Below are 21,440 nucleotides of genomic sequence, written 5' to 3'. Positions count from 1 at the left end.
AGACCCTGTCATGGCCCAAGCCGCAGCCGTGGCGAAACCGCCCGCGCCACCCCGGCGGCGGCGCCGTGCCTCCGCCACGCCCCGCCGACTGCCGTACCTCCTGATCGCCCCGGCGGCCCTGCTGATGCTGGGCTTCATCGCCTACCCGGTCATCAGCGTCTTCTACTACAGCCTCCAGAACTACAACCCCACAAAGCCGTGGCGGAACGGGTACGCGGGCTTCGACAACTTCGTCCAGATCTTCACCAAGGACCCGCAGTTCTGGGACACGCTGACCTTCAGCGCCAAGTGGGTCCTCGTCGAGGTCGGACTCCAGCTGCTGTTCGGCCTCGCGCTCGCGCTGATCGTCAACCAGACCTTCGTGGGCCGGGGGCTCGGACGCGCGCTGGTCTTCTCGCCCTGGGCCGTCTCCGGTGTGCTGACCTCCGCGATCTGGGTACTGCTCTACAACTCCCAGACGGGCGTCACCCGTTACCTCGCCGACCTGGGCATCGGCTCCTACGGCACCAGCTGGCTGTCGGACACCTCCACCGTGTTCTCGGCGGCGGTCGTCGCCGACCTGTGGCGCGGGGTGCCCTTCTTCGCGATCCTCATCCTCGCCGACCTCCAGTCCGTCTCGAAGGACCTGTACGAGGCCGCCGAGGTCGACGGGGCAAGCAAGATCAAGCAGTTCTGGCACATCACGCTGCCGCACCTGAAGGACGCGATCATCCTGTCCACGCTGCTGCGCGCGGTGTGGGAGTTCAACAACGTCGACCTGCTCTACACGCTGACCGGCGGCGGGCCCGCGGGGGAGACGACCACCCTCCCCCTCTACATCGCCAACACCAGCGTCGACGCCCACAACTTCGGCTACGCGTCCGCCCTGACCACGGTCGCGTTCGTGATCCTGCTCTTCTGCTCGATGGTCTACCTGCGGCTGAGCAAGTTCGGAGGCGGTTCCAAGTGATCACCAAGGAGGCCACGAAGGTCGCGCCCGCTCCCGTGCCGCAGGCGCCGGAGGCGACCCGTCCGGTGAAGCACCGCCGCGCCTGGGACGAGGTGCCCCGCTGGCAGATCTACACGCCCCTGTCGATCTACCTCGTCTTCACCCTGATCCCCTTCTACTGGATCCTGCTGTTCGCGCTGCGCCCGGCCGGTTCCACCTCGCTGGTGCCCTGGCCGATCACCTTCGACCACTTCGAGAAGGTGTGGACGCAGCGGTCCTTCGGCACCTACTTCGAGAACAGCGTGTACGTCGGTCTGGCGACCCTGGTGATGACGACACTGGTCGCCCTGGCCGGCGGCTACGCCCTCGCCCGGTTCGACTTCAGGATCAAGAACGCGTTCATGCTGGCCCTGCTGTGCTCCCAGTTCGTGCCGGGCGCACTGCTCCTGGTGCCGCTGTTCGAGATCTTCGCCGAGCTGAACATGATCAACTCGCTGGGCAGCGTCATCATCGCCGAGACGGTGTTCCAGCTGCCGCTGTCGATGATCCTGATCAGCAACTTCATCAAGAACGTGCCGTACTCCCTGGAGGAGGCGGCCTGGGTGGACGGCTGCAACCGGATGACGGCGTTCAGGATCGTCGTGCTGCCGCTGCTCAGGCCGGGTCTCATCGCCGTCGGTTCCTTCGCCTTCGTGCACTCCTGGAACCACTTCCTGTTCGCCCTGATGTTCCTCAACAACCAGGACAAGCAGACGATCCCGGTCGGCCTCAACACCCTGATGAGCGCCGACAGCGTCGACCTCGGCGCGCTGGCGGCCGGCGGCATCATCGCCGCGGTCCCCGTGGTGATCGTCTTCGCCTTCATCCAGAAGTGGCTGATCACGGGCTTCAGCGCGGGGGCGGTGAAGGGATGAGACTCCGTCGGATCGCGGTGGGACATCCGCCGCTCGGCAGGGCGCCGGGGCCTGCGGAGATGTCGTCGACGCCGGGTACGGCGACCGGCCGCCCGCACACCGGGACGGTCGCACGGCGGGCCGGGGGCGCGGGGGAGCAGCCCGATTCCGGCCCGGGTGCGGGCGGGCGGCGCTCGGCCCGCGGAGGCGTCGATTCTGGCCGTGGCGTGGGTGCGTGGCGTTCCGCCCATGGGGGCGTCGGTTCTGGCCCGGGTGTTGGTGCGCGGTGCTCGGCCCGCGGAGGCGCCGATTCTGGCCCGGGTGCGGGTGGGTGGCGTTCGGCCTGTGGGGGCGTCGGTTCTGGCCGTGGCGTGGGTGGGTGGCGTTCCACCTGTGGGGGCGTCGGTTCCGGCCCCGGCGGGGGTGGGCGGTGCTTGGCCCGCGGAGGCGTCGGTTCTGGCCGTGGCGTGGGTGGGTGGCGTTCCGCCCATGGGGGCGTCGGTTCTGGCCGTGGCGTGGGTGGGTGGCGTTCCACCTGTGGGGGCGTCGGTTCCGGCCCCGGCGGGGGTGGGCGGTGCTTGGCCCGCGGAGGCGTCGGTTCTGGCCGTGGCGTGGGTGGGTGGCGTTCCGCCCGTGGGGGCGTCGGTTCTGGCCCGGGTGTTGGTGCGCGGTGCTCGGCCCGCGGAGGCGCCGATTCTGGCCCGGGTGCGGGCGGGCGGCGCTCGGCCCGCGGAGGCGTCGATTCTGGCCGTGGCGTGGGTGCGTGGCGTTCCGCCCGTGGGGGCGTTGGTTCCGGCCCCGGCGTGAGTGGGCGGTGCTCGGCCCGCGGAGGTGCCGATTCTGGCCCGGGTGTGGGTGGGTGGCGCTCGGCCCGTGGGGGCGTCGGTTCTGGCCCGGGTGCGGGTGGGCGGTGCTCAACCCGTGGGGGCGTCGGTTCCGGCCCGGGTGCGGGTCGGCGGTGCTCGGCCCGTGGGGGCGGCGACCATGTGACCCCGGCTGAGGGCGGCCGGGCGCCTACCCTGCACTCAAAGATCGACAGTGCAGCGGCGGCCGACCGACAGCCGGCACGCGGCGCGGGCGCAGGGAGGATGCCATGAACACCGACGAGACCGTCACGAACACCACAGCCGTCACCGGCACCGTGGACATCGTCCTGGCGGGCGCGCGCGGCCACGGCCGCTGGCACCTGGAGAACATCCGCCGGCTCCAGGACAAGGGGATCGTACGGCTGGCGGGCATCTGCGAGCTGACCCCGCTGACCGGCGAGGAGATCCCCGAGGGTCTCGGCACGCCCGAGCAGTCCGCCGACTTCGGCGCGCTCCTCGACTCCACCGGCGCCCGGATCGCCGTGATCTGCACACCGATCCCCACCCATACCGACCTGGCGCTCGCGGCGGCCGAGCGGGGCGTGCACGTCCTGCTGGAGAAGCCCCCGGCGCCGTCGTACGCCGAGTTCCGCCGCATGGCCGACGGCGTCGCCGCCGCCGGGATCGCCTGCCAGATCGGCTTCCAGTCGCTGGGCTCGCACGCCGTGCCCGCGATCCGCCGGCTGATCGAGGAGGGCGCGATCGGCGAGCTGACCGGGATCGGCGGTGCCGGAGCCTGGGCCCGCGCCGAGTCGTACTACCGGCGCGCGCCCTGGGCGGGCAAGCGGCGGATGAACGGCGTCGACGTGATCGACGGCGCCCTGACCAACCCTCTCGCGCACGCCGTCGCCACCGCGCTCGCCCTGGCCGACGCGAGCCGCGCCGAGGACGTCGCCCGCATCGAGACCGAACTCCAGCGCGCCAACGACATCGAGTCCGACGACACCTCCTGCGTCCGCGTCACCACGGCGAGCGGTCTCCGGGTGACCGTCGCCGTGACCCTGTGCGCCGAGGACCCCGGCGACCCGTACGTCGTCGTGCACGGTGACCGCGGCCGGATCACCTACTGGTACAAGCAGGACCGGGTGCTCCTCCAGCGGGCCGGGCACGGCCCCGAGGAGTACGAGTACGGCCTGACCGACCTGCTGGAGAACCTGGTGGGCCACCTCACCGACGGCGACGAGCTGCTGGTCGCCCCGGAGGCGACGGGTGCCTTCATGAAGGTCGTCGAGGCGATCCGGCTGGCCCCCGACCCGGCCCCGCTGCCGGCGTCCGCCTGGCGGCTGCTGCCGGACGAGGAGCGCCGGGTCGTCCCCGGCATCGACGGGCTCGTGGCCGCGGCCGCGGACAGCCTCGCCCTGTACTCCGAGCTCGGCGCCGACTGGGCCCGGCCGCACGAAGCGAACGAGGTGAGTACATGACGCCCCCCGATGCCCCGGTCCTGCGGGTCGCGGGCCGCCCCGTCGGCCGCTACGTCACCCGCCCCGAGCTGCCCGACCGGCTCTCCCCGCGGCCTTGTCTGCACCCCGTGACCACCCTGGCGGGCACGGCGGTCACCGAACTCGGCCCCGCCGACCACCCCCACCACCTCGGCGTCGGTGTCGCCGTTCCCGACGTCGAGGGGCACAACTTCTGGGGCGGACGCACCTACGTTCGCGACCGGGGCCCGACCGAGCTCGACAACCACGGCGCCCAGCGCCACGCCTCCTTCTCGCTGTGCGACCCGGACGGCTTCGTGGAGGAGCTGCGCTGGGTCGCCTCCGGAGCCGAGCTGCTGCGCGAGCGCCGTACCGTCTCCGCCACCGAACTCACCCCGATTGCCTGGGCGTTGGACTTCACCTTCGCGCTCACCAACGTCACCCAGGAGCCCCTCTCGATCGGCAACCCGGCCACCAACGGCCGCCCGGGCGCGGCCTATGGCGGCTTCTTCTGGCGGGCCCGCAAGGAGGCCACGGCACCCGAGGTGTTCACCGTCGACCGTGAGGGCGAGGACGCGGTCCACGGCACCCGCGCCGACTGGGTCGCCCTCACCGGAGGTGCCTGGACGCTCGTCTTCGCCGGTGCCGACGAGGTGACCCGTCGCGATCCCTGGTTCGTGCGCGCCGCCGAATACCCGGGCGTGGGCTCGTCGTTGGCGTCCGGGACGCGGCTGCCGGTCCCGCCCGGCGAGACCGTCGTACGCCGGATCGTCACCGTCGTCGCCGACGGACGCCTGCCCCGGCTGGAAGCGGCGGCCCTGGTGCGGAAGGCGGTCAGCCAGTGACCCGGCCGAACCCGCACTGCAGCACCGACCGCCTGTAACGCACCGAATCCGTGAGCCCGTGGGGAGCCGCAATGACGCAGCACCTTCGTAGCAAGCGCTTGCTGGCTTCCCCCTGGCATCCCTCTGGCTTCCCCCCACGACGTCACATCTCCGCTGGACTCCACATCTCCGCTGGACTCATAAGAAGAGAGCCGACCAATGAAGATCAGCATTCGCAGAAGCAGGCGCGCTGCCGCAGCCGTCGCCCTCGGGTCCGTCCTGGCGCTCACCGCCACCGCCTGCGGTGACGACGGCAGCGGGGCCGGCGGCGACAAGGGAGAGGACGGCAGCGGCAAGGGAAAGATCGTCTTCTGGGACAACAACGGCGGTGTGCGCACCGACATCTGGAAGGAGGTCATCGCCGACTTCCAGAAGGCCAACCCCGACATCAAGGTCGAGTACGTCGGCATCGCGTCCACCGAGTACCAGTCCAAAGTCGACACCGCCATCCAGGGCGGCGGCCTCCCGGACGTCGGCGGAGTCGGCGCGGCCATGCTCGCCGGGTTCGCCGCGCAGAACGCGCTGGAGCCGCTCGACGACCGGCTCGCGGGGTCCGCCCTGAACGGCAAGCTCAACGAGGACATGGTGAGCGTGCTGAAGGCGTCCGGTGGCGGGGACGGGACCCTCTACTCGATCCCGACCTCCGCCAACAACGGTGTGCTGTACTACCGGACCGACCTGTTCAAGAAGGCCGGACTGGACGAGCCGACGACCTGGGACACGTTCTACGAGGCCGCGAAGAAACTCACCAACGCGAAGAAGAACGAGTTCGGCTACACCATCCGTGGCGGAGCCGGGTCCATCGCCCAGGCGCTGGACGCGGCGTACGGGCAGAGCGGGATCACCTCGTTCTGGAACGGCGACAAGACCACGCTCAACGACCCGAAGAACGTCGCGGCGCTGGAGAAGTACGCGGCGCTGTACAAGAAGGACACCCCGGCCGCCGACCTCAACAACGACTTCACCAAGATGGTCGCCCAGTGGGACTCCGGCACGATCGGCATGCTCAACCACAACCTGGGCTCCTACCAGGACCATGTGAAGGCGCTCGGCGTCGACAAGTTCCGGGGCATTCCGCAGCCGGCCGGCGCGAACGGCAAGCGGGTCCAGGTCTCCAACCCCGTCGACGGGCTCGGGGTGTTCAAGAGCTCGAAGAACAAGGACGCGGCCTGGAAGTTCATCGAGTTCGCGACCTCGCACGCGGAGAACTCGAAGTTCAACAAGGCGGCCGGGCAGGTGCCGTCCAACAACGACGCCGCGAAGGACGCGTGGATCTCCGAGGCCGAGCCCACGAAGCTGGCCGCGGCCGCGCTGACCGACGGTTCCACGTCGATCGTCCAGCTGCCGTACTACCTGCCCGACTGGAACACCATCTCCAAGGCGGACAACGAGCCGAACTTCCAGAAGGTGCTGCTCGGTGACATGAGTGCGAAGGACTTCCTGGACACGATGGCCGATCAGCTGAACAAGGCTCAGGCGGAATGGAAGGAACAGAACGGCTAAGAGCCCGGGTGAATGCGGTCGTGGGGAGCTGCGGGTTCGTCGTGGCTGGTCGCGCAGTTCCCCGCGCCCCTGAGGGAAGAAAGGCTACCCAAGGTGTCACTCACACGCAGACAGGTCACCGTGGCGGCGCTCGCCGCCGTGCCCGTCGCTTTCAGCGCCACCGGTACCGCGCAAGCCGGAGAACAGCGCACCCTCTACATCGCCGGTGACTCCACCGCCGCGCAGAAATACTCCGACGCCGCTCCCGAGACCGGGTGGGGCATGGCGCTTCCCTTCTTTCTGCACAAGGGCCTCTCCGTCGCCAATCACGCGGTGAACGGGCGGAGTTCCAAGTCCTTCGTCGACGAAGGCCGGCTGGACGCGATGCTCGGGCTGATCAAGCCCGGTGACGTCCTGCTCGTCCAGTTCGGGCACAACGACGAGAAGTCCGAGGACCCGACCCGGTACACCGAGCCGTGGTCCACGTATCAGGAGTATCTGCGGCTGTATGTCGAGGCCGCTCGGGCCCGGGGTGCGCGGCCCGTGCTGGCCACCTCGGTCGAGCGGCGGAAGTTCGACGCGAGCGGCAACGCCGTGCCGACCCACAAGGAGTACCCGGCCGCCGTACGGGCGCTCGCCGCCGAAGAAGGTGTCGCGCTGCTCGACATCCAGGCCCTGTCGCTCGCGCTCTGGCAGCGGCTCGGCGTCGAGGAGACCAAGCGGTACTTCAACTGGACCGCGACCGAGCAGGACAACACGCACTTCAATCCGCCCGGTGCCATCGCGGTGGCCCGTCTGGTCGCCGGAGAACTGCTCCACCGGCGGGTGCTGGCGCCCCGGGACGTGCGCCGGCTCGACGCCGAGATCCCGGAGTCCTGGATCACCTGGCCGTCGCCGGCCGCTGTCTGACCCGTTTCTCTTCACAGTCGAAAGCGAGCCGCATCATGAACACACAGATATGGCATGCCCATGTCATAACAAAGACCCTGGCCGTGGCGGGCTGCACCGCCCTGGTCCTCGCGGTCACCGGCACCACCGCCCAGGCCAAGGCCCACGACACGGCCCGCGACACCCTCGCCGCCGGTGACGGCTGGGGCTCCTACGGCACCGGCACCACCGGAGGCGCGGCCGCCGACGCCGCCCACGTCCACACCGTCAGCGACTGGGCCGGGTTCAAGGCCGCCCTCGCCGCCGACGGCAGCGCACCGAAGATCATCAAGGTCAAGGGCACCATCGACGCCGTGTCGGAAGGGTGCGACTCGCTCGCCGCGCCCGGGTACGACTTCGACGCCTACCTGGCGAAGTACTCGCCCGAGGCCTGGGGCCTGGACACCGACCTGAGCGCCGAGCCCGACGACAGCCCCGAGGGCCTGCGCCGCGCCTCGGCCGCCAACCAGGACCAGACCATCAAGGCGAACGTCCCCGCCAACACCACGATCATCGGCATCGGCCGCGACGCCGGGTTCAAGGGCGCGAGCCTACAGATCAAGGGCGTCGACAACGTCATCGTCCGCAACCTGACCTTCGAGAGCCCGATCGACTGCTTCCCGCAGTGGGACCCGACGGACGGCTCCACCGGAAACTGGAACTCCGAGTACGACACCGCCGTCGTCTACGGCTCCAGCCACGTCTGGCTGGACCACAACACCTTCACGGACGGCTCCCACCCCGACAGCGCGGCGCCCACCTATTTCGGCATGCTCTACCAGCAGCACGACGGCGAGCTGGACATCGTGCGGGGTGCGAACCTCGTCACCGCCTCCTGGAACGTCTTCACCGAGCACGACAAGACGATCCTGATCGGCAACAGCGACAGCGAGTCGACGGCAGCGGGGGACCGGGGCAAGCTCAAGGTCACCTTCCACCACAACCTGTTCTCGAACCTGGTCGAGCGCGCGCCCCGGGTCCGCTTCGGACAGGTCGACTCGTACAACAACCACTTCGTGGCGAACAGCGACTACGTGTACAGCTTCGGCATCGGCAAGGAGTCCCAACTCGTCGCCGAGCACAACGCGTTCACGCTGCCTGCCGGGATCAGCGCGGCCAAGGTGCTCAAGCGGTGGAACGTCTCACCGCTCACCGCCGCCGACAACTACGTCAACGGCAAGCCCACCGACCTGATCGCCGTCCACAACGCGGAGATCCCCGCCGAGACCCTGGAGTCCGGCGCGGGCTGGACACCGACGCTGCGCACGAAGGTCGACTCCCCGAAGAAGGTCCCGGGGATCGTCGACCGCGGCGCGGGCGCGGGCCGCATCTGCTGACACCGGCCGCATCGGCTGTCACCGGCCCCCACCGACCGGCCGGGGCGGAATCCAGCGGCCGCCCCGGCCACCCACCTCAACCACCCCCTCACGCGAGGCGCCCCCACGAGGCACCCCACCCCAGAGCCGCGTTCCCAAGGAGCACCCGCATGTCCTCCTCGCACCACGACCGACTCCCCCTGTCCAGAAGGGGCTTCCTGCTCGCGGGCACCGGCGTGGCAGCCGCGCTCGCGGTCACACCGAGCCCCGCCCGCGCCGCAGGCCACCGCAACCGGCATCCGTTCGGCCGTTTCGGGTCCCCGGCCGCCCGCCTCACCCCGCAGACGCTCTACGTCGACCCGCGCGGCCGAGGCGACCACACCACCGTCAAGGACGCGGTCACCGCCGCCACCGGCAGCGGCCGGACCCTGGTCCTCGCCCCCGGCACCTACCGGGAGACGGTCGCCGTCGACGTCACCCGCACCGAGTTCACCTGGATCGGCGCCTCCGAGGACCCCCGTGACGTGGTCATCGTCCACGACAACGCCGCCGGCACCCCGAAGCCCGGCGGCGGCACCCACGGCACCACCGGATCCGCCACCACGACCGTGCAGGCCGACGGCTTCACCGCCCGCTGGATCACCTTCGCCAACGACTGGCTGCGCGCCGACCACCCCGACATCACCGGCACCCAGGCCGTCGCCCTCAAGGTCCAGGGCGACCGCTCCGCCTTCCACCACTGCCGCTTCCTCGGCCACCAGGACACCCTGTACGCCGACTCGATCGCCCTCACCTCCTTCGCCCGCCAGTACTTCGCGCACTGCTACGCCGAGGGGGACGTCGACTTCGTCTTCGGGCGGGCCACGGCCGTCTACGAGCACTGCCACTTCCGGACCCTGAACCGCACCGACCTCGCGGCGGCGCCGTACGGCTTCGTGTTCGCGCCCTCGACAGCGGGCGCCAACCCGCGCGGCTACCTCGTCACCAGGAGTCGTGTCAGCAGTGAAGCGCCGGACGCCTTCTACAAGGTGGCCCGGCCGTGGGTGCCCAGCTCGGACACCACCGCGAGGCCGAGCCTGACGGTCCGCGACACCTGGCTCGGCTCCGGCGTCGACGCGGTCGCCCCCTACGCCGACATGTCGGACGCGTTCCCCTGGCAGAGCCAGCGGTTCGCCGAGTACCGCAACACAGGCCCCGGCGCCCGGATCACCGTCCCGGGCAACCGGCCCCAACTCACCCGCGCACAGGCCGAGTCGGCCACACGGGAGGAGTATCTCGGCGACTGGCGGCCCTGGAAGGAGGTCTGCTGATGCACCGGCGCACCCTCCTCGCGGCCGGCCTCGGACTCACCCTCGCGGCGGCCACCCCGGCCCGCGCCGGTACCCGCCGCGTCCTCCACGTCCACCCCGGCGACTCCGTCCAGGCCGCCGTCGACGCGGTCACCGGCCCCGGCTGGACGATCGTCGTGCACCCGGGCACCTATCGCGAGGTCGTCAACGTCCCAGCGACCGCAGCGGAGTTGACCCTGCGCGGCGCCGCCCGTGACCCCCGTGCCGCCGTGATCGTGTACGACAACGCCAACGGCACCAAGAAGCCAGACGGCACCACGTACGGCACCGCGGGTTCCGCCACCTTCACCTCCGCCGCCCCCGGCCTCACCGTCCGCGACCTCACCCTCGCCAACGACTGGCTGCGCGCCGACCACCCCGACATCACCGGCACCCAGGCGGTCGCGGCCTGCACCTACGGCGACCGCACCCACTTCGACAACGTCCGTCTCCTGGCCCACCAGGACACCCTCTTCCTCGAGACGACCGCGCTCGCCTCCTTCGACCGCCAGTACTTCCGCCGCTGCTACATCGAGGGAGACGTCGACTTCGTCTTCGGCCGGGCCACCGCCGTCTTCGAGGAGTGCCACTTCCGCACGCTCCGGCGGGACGTGACCTTCACGCCCAAGGGCATGGTCTTCGCCCCCTCCACGGCCCGCGCCAACCCGCGCGGCATCCTCGTCGTCCGTTCCCGGATCACCTCCGGCGCCGAGGACGGGGCGTACAAGCTGGCCCGCCCGTGGGTGCCGTCGTACGAGACGACCGCCTGGCCCTCACTGGTCGTGCGGGACTCCTGGATCGGCCCCGGCATCGACCCGGTCGCGCCCTACACCGACATGCGCGAGCAGTACCCCTGGCAGACCATGCGCTTCCGGGAGTACGGCAACTCCGGCCCCGGCGCGGCGATCACGGTCCCGGAGAACAGACCCCAACTCACCCCCGAGGAGGCCGAGTCGCACACCAGGCGCGCCTACCTCGGCGACTGGCGTCCCTGACGCACCCCGCACAACACCCCACCCAAAACCCGCACAGCACGACGAAAGGACCCGCCCCCCCCATGTCTCGTCGTACCGCTCTCATCGCCACGGCCGCCCTCGTCCTCGGTTCCGGCCTCGCCGTCCTCCCCACCCAGGCGCAGGCCGCCACGGTGGTCGTCAGCAACGTCACCGACCTGTCCAACGCCGTCAAGAACGCCACCGCCGGCACCGTCATCCAGGTCCGCGGCGGCACCTACCGCCCGACGGCCACCCTCCAGTCCACGGCCAACGGCACCTCCTCCGCGCCGATCACCCTCACCGCGTACGGCTCGGAGACCGTGAAGATCGACGGGTCCTCCCTCCCCGCCGGGGCCTGGATCTTCAAGCTCACCGCCGACTACTGGAACGTCTCCAACCTCACCTTCCAGAACTCTCCGGACAGCGCTGTCGTCTGCCAGTCCTGCACCGGCACGGTCTGGAACAACATCAAGACCATCAACGGCGGCGACTCCGGCTTCACGCTCACCGGCGACGGCACGGTCGGCAACACCGTGAAGAACATCGACAGTTACGGCAACTACGACGCCGCGAACCACGGCGAGAACGCCGACGGCATCGCCGTGAAGTTCGGCTCCGGCACCGGCAACCTCATCACCGGGGCCCGCCTCTACAACAACTCGGACGACGGGATCGACTTCTGGTCCTTCTCCTCGCCGGTCACCGTCGAGCACACCTGGTCCATGGGCAACGGCGTCAACCGCTGGTCCGACTCCGCCTTCGCGGGCGACGGCAACGGCTACAAGCTGGGGGGTGACGGCGAGGTCGTCGCGCACGTCGTCAACAACTCCGCCGCCTGGGGCAACGCGGGCAACGGCTTCACGGAGAACTCCAACACCGGCGCCCTCGCCCTCAACCGCACCACCGCCTACGCCAACAGCAAGTGGGGCTACTACTTCGCCACCAGCTCCGCGAAGCTCGGCAAGAACCTCGCGGTGAGCAACGGCGGCGGCGCGGTCAACAAGGGCTCCAGGGTGACCTCGTCCGGCAACAACTGGGACAGCGGGATCGGCACCCCCGCGTTCCGGTCGACGGACGCCTCGACGACGTACAACGCCCGCTCCACCAGTGGCACCCTGCCCGCCACCACCTTCCTGACCACGGGCAGCACCACCATCGGGGCGACCATGAACTGATCCGCCCGCCCGCATGCCGGGGTGCTTGACCCGTTTTTTACCGGGCGGGTCTCGCGCCCGACACGGTGACGCGCGTAGAACCTCTGTCATGCATAAGACATTGCGTATCGCCGCCGTCGCCTCGGCGTGTGCCGTCGCCGCCGGCGCCCTCTACGGCGCCGGTGCGGCCACCGCCGGCCAGTCCACGGCGAACTCCACGCACGAGCCCTACAACATCGGGCTCCTGGTCAAGGACATCGACACCTACTACGGCACCGCGGCCGACGCGAACGGTGTCTACCAGGCGTCGCCCACCAGCCCCTACGCCAAGGACCTGGCGTCCATCGACAAGGCGGCCAGGAAGTACATCGACCAGGCCGCCCGCAAGGCGCACCACCGGGGCGAGAAGCCCGCGGTCGTCTTCGACATCGACGACACGCTGCTGCTCAGCCTCGACTACGAGAAGCGCTACAACTACACCTACAACGCGACCACTTGGGCCGACTACGTCAACAAGGCCGACCGCCCGGCCGTCTTCGGCAGCCCCGAGCTGGTGCAGTACGCCGAGAAGAAGGGTGTCGAGGTCTTCTACAACTCCGGGCTGAGCGAGGCCCAGCGCTCCGCCGCGGTCGAGAACCTGAAGAAGATCGGCGCCGACGTGAACCTCGACGCCGCCCACGTGTTCCTCAAGGACAAGGCGAACCCGCCGTCCTACCTGAGCGCCTGTGCCACGCCGGGCACCTGGACCTGCACCACCGTGCAGTACAAGGCCGGTACCCGTGCGCACATCGAGAAGGACCTCGGGTACGAGATCATCGCCAACTTCGGCGACCAGTACTCCGACCTCGACGGCGGCTACGCCGACAGGACGTACAAGCTCCCGAACCCGACGTACTTCGTCAGCTGAGGCTCACCTGCGCACCGGCCGGATCCCTTCGAGGGTCGGCACCACCGGCTTGATCGAACCGTCCGTCGCGAACTCCATGCGGTCGACGGTGGTCTCCCGGTGCGTGCCGTCCCCGCCCGGCCGCCCCGGCCCGTTCAGGGCGAACCGGTGGTAGACGATGTACCAGTCGTCGGTGCCGGGGACGTTCACCACGGAGTGGTGGCCGGTGGCGAGGATGCCGTACTCGGGACGCTTGGACAGGATCGTCCCCCTCTTGGTCCACGGGCCGAGCGGGGACGGTCCCGTCGCGTAGGCGACGCGGTAGTCCTCGCTGCGGGTGTCGTCCTCGGACCACATGAAGTAGTACATGCCCTGCCGCTTGATCACGAAGGACCCCTCGCGGAAGTCGTCCGGGGTGATGTCCCGGACCTTCGCCGGGTCGAACGAGGTCATGTCGTCGTTCAGCGGCACCACGTAGGCGTGCCCGTTGCCCCAGTAGAGGTACGACGTCCCGTCGTCGTCGGTGAAGACGGCCGGGTCGATCATCTGGCCCTCCAGTGAACCGCCCTTCGCCACCAGTGGCTTGCCCAGCGCGTCCCTGAAGGGCCCGGCGGGGGAGTCCGCCACCGCCACGCCGATCTGCTGCTCGGCGCAGAAGTAGAACCAGTACCTCCCGTCCCGCTCGGCGATCGCCGGCGCCCACGCATACGTGTCGGCCCACGACACGTCCGTACCGAGGTCGAGGATCACCCCGTGGTCCTTCCAGTGGACCAGGTCCGTGGAGGAGTACGCCTTGAACCTGGTGCCGCCCCAGCCGTCGAAGCCGTCCGTGGTCGGGTGGATCCAGTACTCGCCGTCCAGGTGGTGCACGTCCGGGTCGGCGTGCAGACCGGGCAGGACGGGACTGCCGGTCGGCACGGCCTCGACGGTCCAGCGGCGGCTGGTCCCGTCCGGGGCCGTCACCGTGTACGTCTGCGGCGTGCTGAAGTCCCGGCGGGTACCGGACGCGGGGCTCACGCGGGCCCCCTCGGCGACCGCCAACTCCGGTGCGAGGCGGGTGAGATCGGTGCCGGGCGGCATCGGCAGCACGACCTTCGCCGCCGCCTCCGTGACGATCGCGTACCCCTTCTGACCGGCAGCCGTGGCGTCCACGACGGACGTCCCGGAGACCGGATACGCGGCCAGCAGCCGGTCGTACTCCTCCCGCGTCACCGGAAGCACCGAGCCGTGGCGGGGACTTGCGGGCAGCCGGTGGTCCGTGCACGGCGTCCACCTGCCCGAGTCGAGGTCGGTGGTCTCGAAGGGGACGTACCCGCGGCCGTCGTACTCGTCGATGAACAGGTACCACTTCCCGCCGGAGTTGGCCCGGAAGACGATCGGCCCCTCGCCTCGGCTCAGCACCCCGGCGCCGATGCAGTCCGCGACCGGCGCGTACGAAGTGCCGGTGAGCGTCGGCGACTTCTCGGCGGTGATGAACTTCGACCCCGGTGAACCGGCCGCCGGATCCCGCTCGTCCTTGGTGTAGCGGTAGTAGGTGCCGTCGTGCTCCAGCACCGTCGAGTCGATCACCGAGTGCCCGGGGTCGTGCCAGACCTCAGGGGCGCTGAAGACGCGGAAGTCCTTCGTGGTCGCGTACAGCATGGTGTGGTGCGCCGATCCGCGCAGCCTCGACGCCCAGTGGACGACGTACGCGCCGAGCCCGGGGTCGTAACAGGCCTCAGGGGCCCAGGCGTTGCCCGCGCCCTCGGGAGCGACCTCCACCAGCCGTGGCTCCGTCCAGTGGACCAGGTCGGTCGACTCCAGGATCACGATCGACCTGCTGCCGTTGCGCTGCACCTCGTCCCAGCTGCCGCTGCTCTCCTGGTACATCCGCAGGTCCGTGGCGAGCAGGAAGAACCGGTCGCCCTCGGGGGAGCGGACCAGGAACGGGTCGCGCAGCCCCCTCTCGCCGATCGCGGAGGTGACGACGGGCGTACCGCCGTTCAGCTCGCGCCAGTGCAGGGGGTCGTCGCCGCGGCTGAGGGCGTAGCGGATCTGCTCGCCGTCGGCGGTGCCCTCGCCGGTGAAGTAGGCGAAGAGATAACCGGCGTAGCGGGGACGGGTCACGGGTGGGGCTCCTCAGTGTGCGGAGACGGAGGGTGTGGGGGTGTGGGGGTTTCTGTCGGGTCCGGAACGAGGAAGCGCCCCGCCTGTCGTCACAGGCGGGGCGCTTCTGGTGCCGGCCCGAGGGGGGCTCCAGCCGGCAGCTGTCGACCGAGGGGGGCTCGGGTCGACAGGTCTGTGCACTGGAAAAGACGCCTTAATCGAACATGAGGTTGTGTCACTTCTACCCCAGGGGAGAAATCCTGCACATGCGGAGCCTGCGCGTCCCCCGCGGGCGGCTACGAGCCCCCCGCGCCCGCCGCCCCGCCGTCCTGCGCCGTGAAGCCGCCCTTCACGGAGAGTTTGCCGGACTTCGTAGCCGCCGTCGCCGTGTAGTTGTCGCCCTTCGCGTCCCGGTCGCCGCGTCCGCGGTTGTACTGCCCGGCGAACACCCACTCGCCCGCCGGGACCGTACGGCCGTCCTTGAGCACCCAGGTGTAGACGAGGAAGCCGTGCTTCTCGGCGACCGTGAGCGTGTAGTCGTCCTCGGGCAGCGAGCGCCAGGCACCCGTGCTGGTGACACCGCCGGTCTGCGCGATCCGCACCTCGACCGTGAGTGAGGTCAGTTGCTCGGAGGTCCTGAGGGTCACATCGCTCTGCGCCCAGAACTCATTGCTGTTCGAGTCCACCGAGCCGTCCGACCGGAGCGGGCCGTCCTCGGTACCGGAGGCCGGTACCCGGGGGGATGCCTCCGGCGTGCGCGAGGGCGTGCCGGTCGGACGTTCCGTGCCGTGGGTCGGGGTGGCGCGCGGAGTCGGATGCGCCGGCGGGGCGGGATGACGGCTCGTCGCGTCGGGTGACGGGCCGGGCGTGCCCGTGGCGGCGACCGACTTCTGCGCGGTCGGCTCGTCCTTCACGGCGGACGCCACCGCATAGCCGCCGAACCCGAGGACGCAGGCGACCGCCGCCGAGGCGCCGACCACCCGCACCCAGCCGTACACCGGCGGCCGGGTCGCCCGGTGGTCGGGGCGGCCCTGCTCCGCCATGCCGCGCTCGACCCGGGCGAGGATCCGCTCACGGTCCGGCTCGTGCTGACCGGCCGCGTCCCGCAGCCGGGCGCGCAGTTCGCCGTGCCCGTCCCGCCGCATGGTCATCGGTCCCTTCCTCCGGCCTCACCGGTGCGCGCCATCGCCGCACGCATCCTCAGCGGGGCGTCCTGCACGCCCAGCAGGCGCTGCAACTCGGCCATCCCCTTCGAGGTCTGGCTCTTCACCGTACCGACCGACACACCGAGGGCCAGCGCGGTGTCCTTCTCGGACAGATCGAACGCGTGCCGCAGCACGACACAGGCCCGCTTGCGGAACGGCAGCCTGCGCAGCGCCTCCCGCACGTCGACCACGCCCGCCACGTCCGGGTTCTCGGCCTTCTCCTCGCGCTGGGGCCAGAACAGGGCGATCCGGCGGCGCTCGCGGACCGTGCCGCGGATACGGGTGCGGGCCAGGTTGGCGACCACCCCGCGCGCGTAGGCCGCCGGGTGGTCGGCCGCGCGCACCCGGTCCCAGCGGTGCCACAGCGCCAGCAACGCGTCCGCCGCCAGGTCGTCCGCCGCGTCCGACTCCCCGGTCAGCAGATGGGCGAGACGGGACAGTTCGGCGTAGTGGCGCTCGAAGAAGGCATGGAACTCCACGGAGGCGTCGTCGTCGACGACTGTGCCCACGGGCTACCTCTCTCACGGGTGTGTGCCATGTGGATGACATGTGACCGTTCCGGGTGGGCCGGAACGATCCGGAGCGTAGCAGTGGCGCATGTGCGGTTCTCGTACGGGTCTTCGAACGACGTCCGGCTCGTCGGGTCCGATTCCGTAACACGGGGAAAACCCGAACCGGGTTCTTGGCATGCACAATCCAGCCAGCATCCGCACATCGATCATTCAGGCACCAGGGAGCCGCCGGCATGTCCGTCGACCAGTACTTCAGGATCTCCGAACGGGGATCCACCTTCACCCGGGAGATACGCGGCGGCTTCGCCACGTTCTTCACGATGGCCTACATCCTCGTCCTGAACCCGATCATCCTCGGCAGCGCCAAGGACAAGTTCGGGCACCACCTGGACGCCGTCCAGCTGACCACCGCGACGGCCCTGGTGGCCGCGGTGATGACGATCATCATGGGCGTGGGCGGCAACCTGCCGCTCGCGCTCGCCGCCGGGCTCGGACTGAACGCCGTCGTCGCCTTCCAGATCGCCCCGCTGATGAGCTGGGACGACGCGATGGGGCTGGTCGTCCTGGAAGGGCTGCTGATCTGCGTCCTCGTGGTCACCGGACTGCGGGAGGCCGTCATGCGGGCCATCCCGCAACCGCTCAAGCAGGCGATCAGCGTAGGCATCGGGCTGTTCATCGCCTTCATCGGCTTCGTGGACGCGGGATTCGTCAGCCGGATCCCCGACGCCGCGAACACCACCGTGCCGGTGCAGCTCGGGGGCACCGGCACCCTCGGCGGCTGGCCGATCCTGGTGTTCTGCCTCGGCGTGCTGCTGACCGTCGGGCTGCTCGCCCGCAAGGTCAAGGGCGCCATCCTGATCAGCATCGTGACCATGACGGTCCTCGCGATGATCATCAACTCCGTCGCCGACATCAAGTCCTGGGGCCTGACGACCCCGGCGTGGCCCGACAAGATCGTCGACACCCCCGACTTCGGACTGATCGGCCACTTCAGCCTGTTCGGCGCCTTCGACGCACCCGGTGTCGGCGTGGTCACCGTGGTGCTGCTGATCTTCACGCTGATCCTGTCCGACTTCTTCGACACCATGGGCACGGTCGTCGGCATCAGCGCGGAGGCGGGCCTGCTGGACGAGGAGGGGAAGGTGCCCAACCTGGGCCGGGTGCTCCTCATCGACGGGGCGGCGGCGGTGGCCGGCGGCGCCGCGTCCGCGTCCTCCGCGACCTCGTACATCGAGTCGGCGGCCGGCGTCGGTGAGGGCTCGCGCACGGGCTTCTCGAACCTGGTCACCGGTGGGCTGTTCGCGCTGGCGCTCTTCCTGACCCCGCTGCTGACCATCGTGCCGCTCCAGGCCGCCGCGCCCGCGCTCGTCGCCGTCGGGTTCCTGATGATGACGCAGGTCAAGCACATCGAGTGGGACCAGTACGACATCGCGATCCCGGCGTTCCTGACCATCGCCGTGATGCCCTTCACGTACTCGATCACGAACGGCATCGGGGCGGGCTTCCTGGCCTACGTCGTGATCAAGGCCGTGCTCGGCAAGGCCAAGGAGATCCACTGGCTGCTGTGGGGGACCTCGGTGCTGTTCCTGGTCTACTTCGCGATCGACCCCATCGAGCAGGTGCTCGGGGTCAAGTGACCCCTGGAACGGTTCAGTTCCTGCTGACGGCCGCCTCCATCATGGCCTTGGCCACGGGGGCGGCCAGTCCGTTGCCGCTGACCTCCGAGCGGGCCGCGTTCGACTGCTCCACCACGACCGCCACGGCGACCTCCTTGCCCCCGGCCTTCGCCCAGGACGTGAACCAGGCGTACGGCGTCTGGCTGTTGTTCTCGCCGTGCTGGGCGGTGCCCGTCTTGCCGCCGACCGTGACCCCGTCGATCCGGGCGTTGGTGGCGGTACCGTCCGTGACCACCGACTGCATCGCCGACTGGAGTTGCTCCGCGGTCCGCGAGCTGACGATCCGCGTGGTCTTCGCCTCGTCGTCGTAGTTCTTCAGGACGTCGCCGCCGTTGTCGGTGATCGACGAGACCATGTGAGGCGTCACCAGCTCGCCGCCGTTGGCGATGGCCGCGGAGACCATGGCCATCTGGAGGGGGGTGGCGGTGACGTCGTACTGTCCGATGCCGGTCAGAGCGGTGGAGGACTGGTTCATGTCCGAGGGGTAGACGCTCTCGTACGCCCGCACCGGGACGTCCTGCTCGGCGTTGTTGAAGCCGAACTTCTCGGCCATCGCCCGCACCTTGTCCTGGCCCAGGTTCACGGCCATCTTCGCGAACACGGTGTTGCAGGAGTACTCGAGCGCGACCCGGATCGAGGCGTCCTTGCAGGGCGCCGAGGAGTTCTCGTTCCCCAGCGGGGTCACCGTGCCCGGCAGGGTGTACGGGTCCGGGCTGTCGGTCTTCTCGTCCACCGAGGAGTACAGACCGTCCTCCAGCGCGGCCGCGGCCACCACCAGCTTGAACGTCGAACCGGGCGGCAGCGGCTGGCGCAGCGCGCGGTTGGTCAGTGGCTTGTCGGGGTCGGCGTTGAGCTGCTTCCAGGCGCCGGCCGCGGTGTTGGCGTCCGTCAGCGAGGACGGGTCGTACGACGGCGTCGACACGACCGCGAGGATCTTGCCGGTCGTCGGGTCGATGGCGACGGCCGCGCCCTTCTTGTCGCCGAGCGTGTCGTAGGCCGCCTTCTGCACGGCCGGGTCGATCGTCGTGATCACATCACCGGGCTGGGCCCGCTGGTTGGTGAGGGTGTCCATGACGGTCTTCAGCCGGGTGTCCGTGCCGTTGAGGAGGTCGGCGTAGATGCCCTCCAGCTGGGTGGGGGCGTAGGCCTGCGAGGCGTAACCCGTCACCGCCGCGTACAGCTTGCCGTTCGTGTACGTCCGCTTGTACGCGAGGTCGCTGTCCTCGGTCCGCGCGGAACCGGTGACCGCCTTTCCGGCCACGATGATGTTCCCGAGCGGTGAGGAGTACGTCTCGATGACGTTCCGCCGGTTGTCCTTGTCGTCCGCGAGTGCCTGGCCCTCGTAGAACTGCACCCAGGTCGCCCGCAGCAGCAGAGCGAACACCAGGAGCAGCGAGAAGACCGATGCGCGCCTGATCGTCTTGTTCATCCCACCCAGAGGACGATTCTGCGGCGGCGAGTCGTTCCCGTCCGTCCGCTTTCTCATCGGACGCTCATCTACGACGGTCTCAGGCCTCCAGCGCGAGCACGAGCTCGTCGATCTCCGCCCCGCGCGCGTTGGCGTACCCCGAGGCCTCGGCGGTCACCCGGAACCCGCACTTGTGGAGCACCCGCAGCGAGCCCGCGTTGTCGGCGGCGGCCCGGGCGTACAGGGGCCGCTCGGGCACCTGGACGAGCAGCTCCCGCAGGGCGGCGGTGGCGATGCCCCGCCCCCAGTAGGCGCGGTCGATCCAGTACGTCACCTCGCGCTCGCCCGGTTCGCCGTACACCGCCGCGCTGCCCACCACGTCCCCGTCCGCGAGCACCGTGCGGTGCACGGCGTCCGAGGCCCTGATCCGTTTCCAGTGGGCGTCGAAGGAGTCCCGGTCACCCGGGTCCTTCGGGGTGAACGCGGCCATGTGCAGGGCCTCGGGATCGTTCATCTGCCGGAAGAAGACCGGCAGATCACTGTCGTGAACCTCTCGGAGCGCGATCTGCATGCGCCCAGCCTAGGGGCAGGGTCTGTCAGAGCCTGCGGGTCGCCAGGGTCAGCCGGTCGCGGGCGTCGAACAGGGCGTCCTTCACCAGCTGTTCGTGGGCCGGGGTCAGCCGCGCCACCGGCACCGAGCAGCTGATCGCGTCCCGCGCGGGGGTGCGGTAGGGGATCGCCACGCCGAAGCAGCGCAGGCCCAGGGTGTTCTCCTCGCGGTCGACCGAGAAGCCCTGCTCGCGGATCTGGTGCAGCTCCTCGATGAGCTTCTCGCGGTCGGTGATGGTGTGCTCGGTCAGCGCGGGCAGGGTCTCCGGCAGCATCTTGCGGACCTGCTCGTCGGAGTACGTGCTCAGCAGCGCCTTGCCGAGGGAGGTGGAGTGCGCCGGGAGGCGGCGGCCGACTCTCGTGAAGGGGCGCAGGTAGTGCTGGGACTGCCGGGTCGCCAGGTAGACGACGTTGGTGCCGTCCAGCCGCGCCAGGTGGATGGTCTCCGTGGTGTCGTCGGAGAGCCGGTCCAGGGTCGGCCGGGCCGCCGCGACCACCTCGTCGCCGTCGATGTAGGAGGTGCCGACGAGCAGCGCCCGCACCCCGATGCCGTACCGCGTGCCCGTCGCGTCCGTCTCCACCCAGCCCAGCTCCACCAGCGTGCGCAGCAGCATGTAGAGGCTGGACTTGGGGTAGCCGACGGCCTCCTGGACGGCGGCCAGGGAGTGCATGCCGGGGCGCCCGGCGAAGTATTCGAGCAGTTCGACCGTCCGTACCGCGGACTTGACCTGTGAACCGCCGCCCGTCTCGCCTGCCGACATCGCCCTTGACCCCTTCGTTGGACGAGAACCAGAGATATAGTCTCGGACAGCATATTCACCACCAGAGACAGCGTTCAGCATATCGAACGTTCCTGGTGGATGACCCG

18 protein-coding genes are annotated in these 21,440 nt (G+C 69.9%); 12 read left to right on the top strand and 6 right to left on the bottom strand.

Translation table 11 applies throughout. The features are described from left to right. The first annotated feature begins 10 nt into the window (after positions 1 to 10). The 11 genes from H295_RS0139115 (at position 11) to H295_RS0139065 (ending at position 13,098) form a co-directional block, all read left to right on the top strand. Positions 11 to 949, top strand: a complete 939-nt coding sequence (locus H295_RS0139115) for a carbohydrate ABC transporter permease (RefSeq protein ID WP_020140810.1) — start codon at positions 11 to 13, stop codon at positions 947 to 949. After that, on the top strand, positions 946 to 1,842 hold the full coding sequence (locus H295_RS0139110; protein ID WP_020140809.1) for a carbohydrate ABC transporter permease: 897 nt from the start codon (positions 946 to 948) through the stop codon (positions 1,840 to 1,842). Before H295_RS0139115 ends, H295_RS0139110 begins: the two co-directional genes overlap by 4 nt. 1,072 nt (positions 1,843 to 2,914) lie before the next feature. Next, a complete protein-coding gene (locus tag H295_RS0139105; RefSeq protein WP_020140808.1) occupies positions 2,915 to 4,108 on the top strand; it encodes a Gfo/Idh/MocA family protein in 1,194 nt (397 codons plus the stop codon). Continuing rightward, positions 4,105 to 4,950, top strand: coding sequence for a PmoA family protein (locus tag H295_RS0139100; RefSeq protein ID WP_020140807.1), 846 nt, complete (start codon positions 4,105 to 4,107; stop codon positions 4,948 to 4,950). Before H295_RS0139105 ends, H295_RS0139100 begins: the two co-directional genes overlap by 4 nt. 198 nt (positions 4,951 to 5,148) lie before the next feature. Further along, entirely contained in the window at positions 5,149 to 6,492 is a 1,344-nt protein-coding gene (locus H295_RS0139095; protein WP_020140806.1) for an ABC transporter substrate-binding protein, read from the top strand. Between the two features lie 93 nt (positions 6,493 to 6,585). Then, the gene (locus H295_RS0139090; RefSeq protein ID WP_028810160.1) at positions 6,586 to 7,380 is read left to right on the top strand and encodes a rhamnogalacturonan acetylesterase; all 795 of its coding nucleotides are present in this window, start codon (positions 6,586 to 6,588) and stop codon (positions 7,378 to 7,380) included. A gap of 35 nt (positions 7,381 to 7,415) precedes the next feature. Continuing rightward, a complete protein-coding gene (locus H295_RS0139085) occupies positions 7,416 to 8,735 on the top strand; it encodes a pectate lyase family protein (RefSeq protein ID WP_028810159.1) in 1,320 nt (439 codons plus the stop codon). A gap of 149 nt (positions 8,736 to 8,884) precedes the next feature. Further along, the gene (locus H295_RS0139080; RefSeq protein ID WP_020140803.1) at positions 8,885 to 10,024 is read left to right on the top strand and encodes a pectinesterase family protein; all 1,140 of its coding nucleotides are present in this window, start codon (positions 8,885 to 8,887) and stop codon (positions 10,022 to 10,024) included. Beyond that, on the top strand, positions 10,024 to 11,037 hold the full coding sequence (locus H295_RS0139075; protein ID WP_020140802.1) for a pectinesterase family protein: 1,014 nt from the start codon (positions 10,024 to 10,026) through the stop codon (positions 11,035 to 11,037). Before H295_RS0139080 ends, H295_RS0139075 begins: the two co-directional genes overlap by 1 nt. Positions 11,038 to 11,099: 62 nt before the next feature. After that, a complete protein-coding gene (locus tag H295_RS0139070; protein WP_020140801.1) occupies positions 11,100 to 12,212 on the top strand; it encodes a right-handed parallel beta-helix repeat-containing protein in 1,113 nt (370 codons plus the stop codon). An 88-nt stretch (positions 12,213 to 12,300) separates the two neighbouring features. After that, on the top strand, positions 12,301 to 13,098 hold the full coding sequence (locus H295_RS0139065) for an HAD family acid phosphatase (protein WP_028810158.1): 798 nt from the start codon (positions 12,301 to 12,303) through the stop codon (positions 13,096 to 13,098). A gap of 3 nt (positions 13,099 to 13,101) precedes the next feature. On the opposite strand, the gene H295_RS0139060 is transcribed toward H295_RS0139065, so the two are convergent. The 3 genes from H295_RS0139060 to H295_RS0139050 form a co-directional block, all read right to left on the bottom strand. Further along, a complete protein-coding gene (locus H295_RS0139060; protein ID WP_020140799.1) occupies positions 13,102 to 15,183 on the bottom strand; it encodes a family 43 glycosylhydrolase in 2,082 nt (693 codons plus the stop codon). A gap of 275 nt (positions 15,184 to 15,458) precedes the next feature. Continuing rightward, the gene (locus H295_RS0139055; RefSeq protein WP_020140798.1) at positions 15,459 to 16,313 is read right to left on the bottom strand and encodes a hypothetical protein; all 855 of its coding nucleotides are present in this window, start codon (positions 16,311 to 16,313) and stop codon (positions 15,459 to 15,461) included. After that, positions 16,310 to 16,876, bottom strand: coding sequence for a SigE family RNA polymerase sigma factor (locus H295_RS0139050; protein ID WP_020140797.1), 567 nt, complete (start codon positions 16,874 to 16,876; stop codon positions 16,310 to 16,312). The genes H295_RS0139055 and H295_RS0139050 overlap by 4 nt, the downstream gene beginning before the upstream one ends. A 236-nt stretch (positions 16,877 to 17,112) precedes the next feature. On the opposite strand from H295_RS0139050, the gene H295_RS0139045 reads away from it, so the two are divergent. Continuing rightward, on the top strand, positions 17,113 to 18,516 hold the full coding sequence (locus tag H295_RS0139045; protein ID WP_020140796.1) for an NCS2 family permease: 1,404 nt from the start codon (positions 17,113 to 17,115) through the stop codon (positions 18,514 to 18,516). A 13-nt stretch (positions 18,517 to 18,529) separates the two neighbouring features. Here H295_RS0139045 and H295_RS0139040 read toward each other — a convergent pair whose 3' ends face one another. From H295_RS0139040 to H295_RS0139030, 3 genes are all read right to left on the bottom strand, one after another. Continuing rightward, positions 18,530 to 19,984, bottom strand: a complete 1,455-nt coding sequence (locus tag H295_RS0139040) for a peptidoglycan D,D-transpeptidase FtsI family protein (protein ID WP_020140795.1) — start codon at positions 19,982 to 19,984, stop codon at positions 18,530 to 18,532. A 79-nt stretch (positions 19,985 to 20,063) separates the two neighbouring features. Next, entirely contained in the window at positions 20,064 to 20,534 is a 471-nt protein-coding gene (locus H295_RS0139035) for a GNAT family N-acetyltransferase (RefSeq protein WP_020140794.1), read from the bottom strand. Positions 20,535 to 20,559: 25 nt separating this feature from the next. Continuing rightward, the gene (locus H295_RS0139030) at positions 20,560 to 21,333 is read right to left on the bottom strand and encodes an IclR family transcriptional regulator (RefSeq protein WP_020121403.1); all 774 of its coding nucleotides are present in this window, start codon (positions 21,331 to 21,333) and stop codon (positions 20,560 to 20,562) included. Positions 21,334 to 21,440 lie beyond the last annotated feature (107 nt).

The organism is Streptomyces sp. 351MFTsu5.1, from assembly GCF_000383655.1.
In the GTDB taxonomy this organism is placed as follows: Bacteria; Actinomycetota; Actinomycetes; order Streptomycetales; family Streptomycetaceae; genus Streptomyces; species Streptomyces griseorubiginosus.
This window is presented reverse-complemented; position numbering and strand designations above follow the sequence as displayed.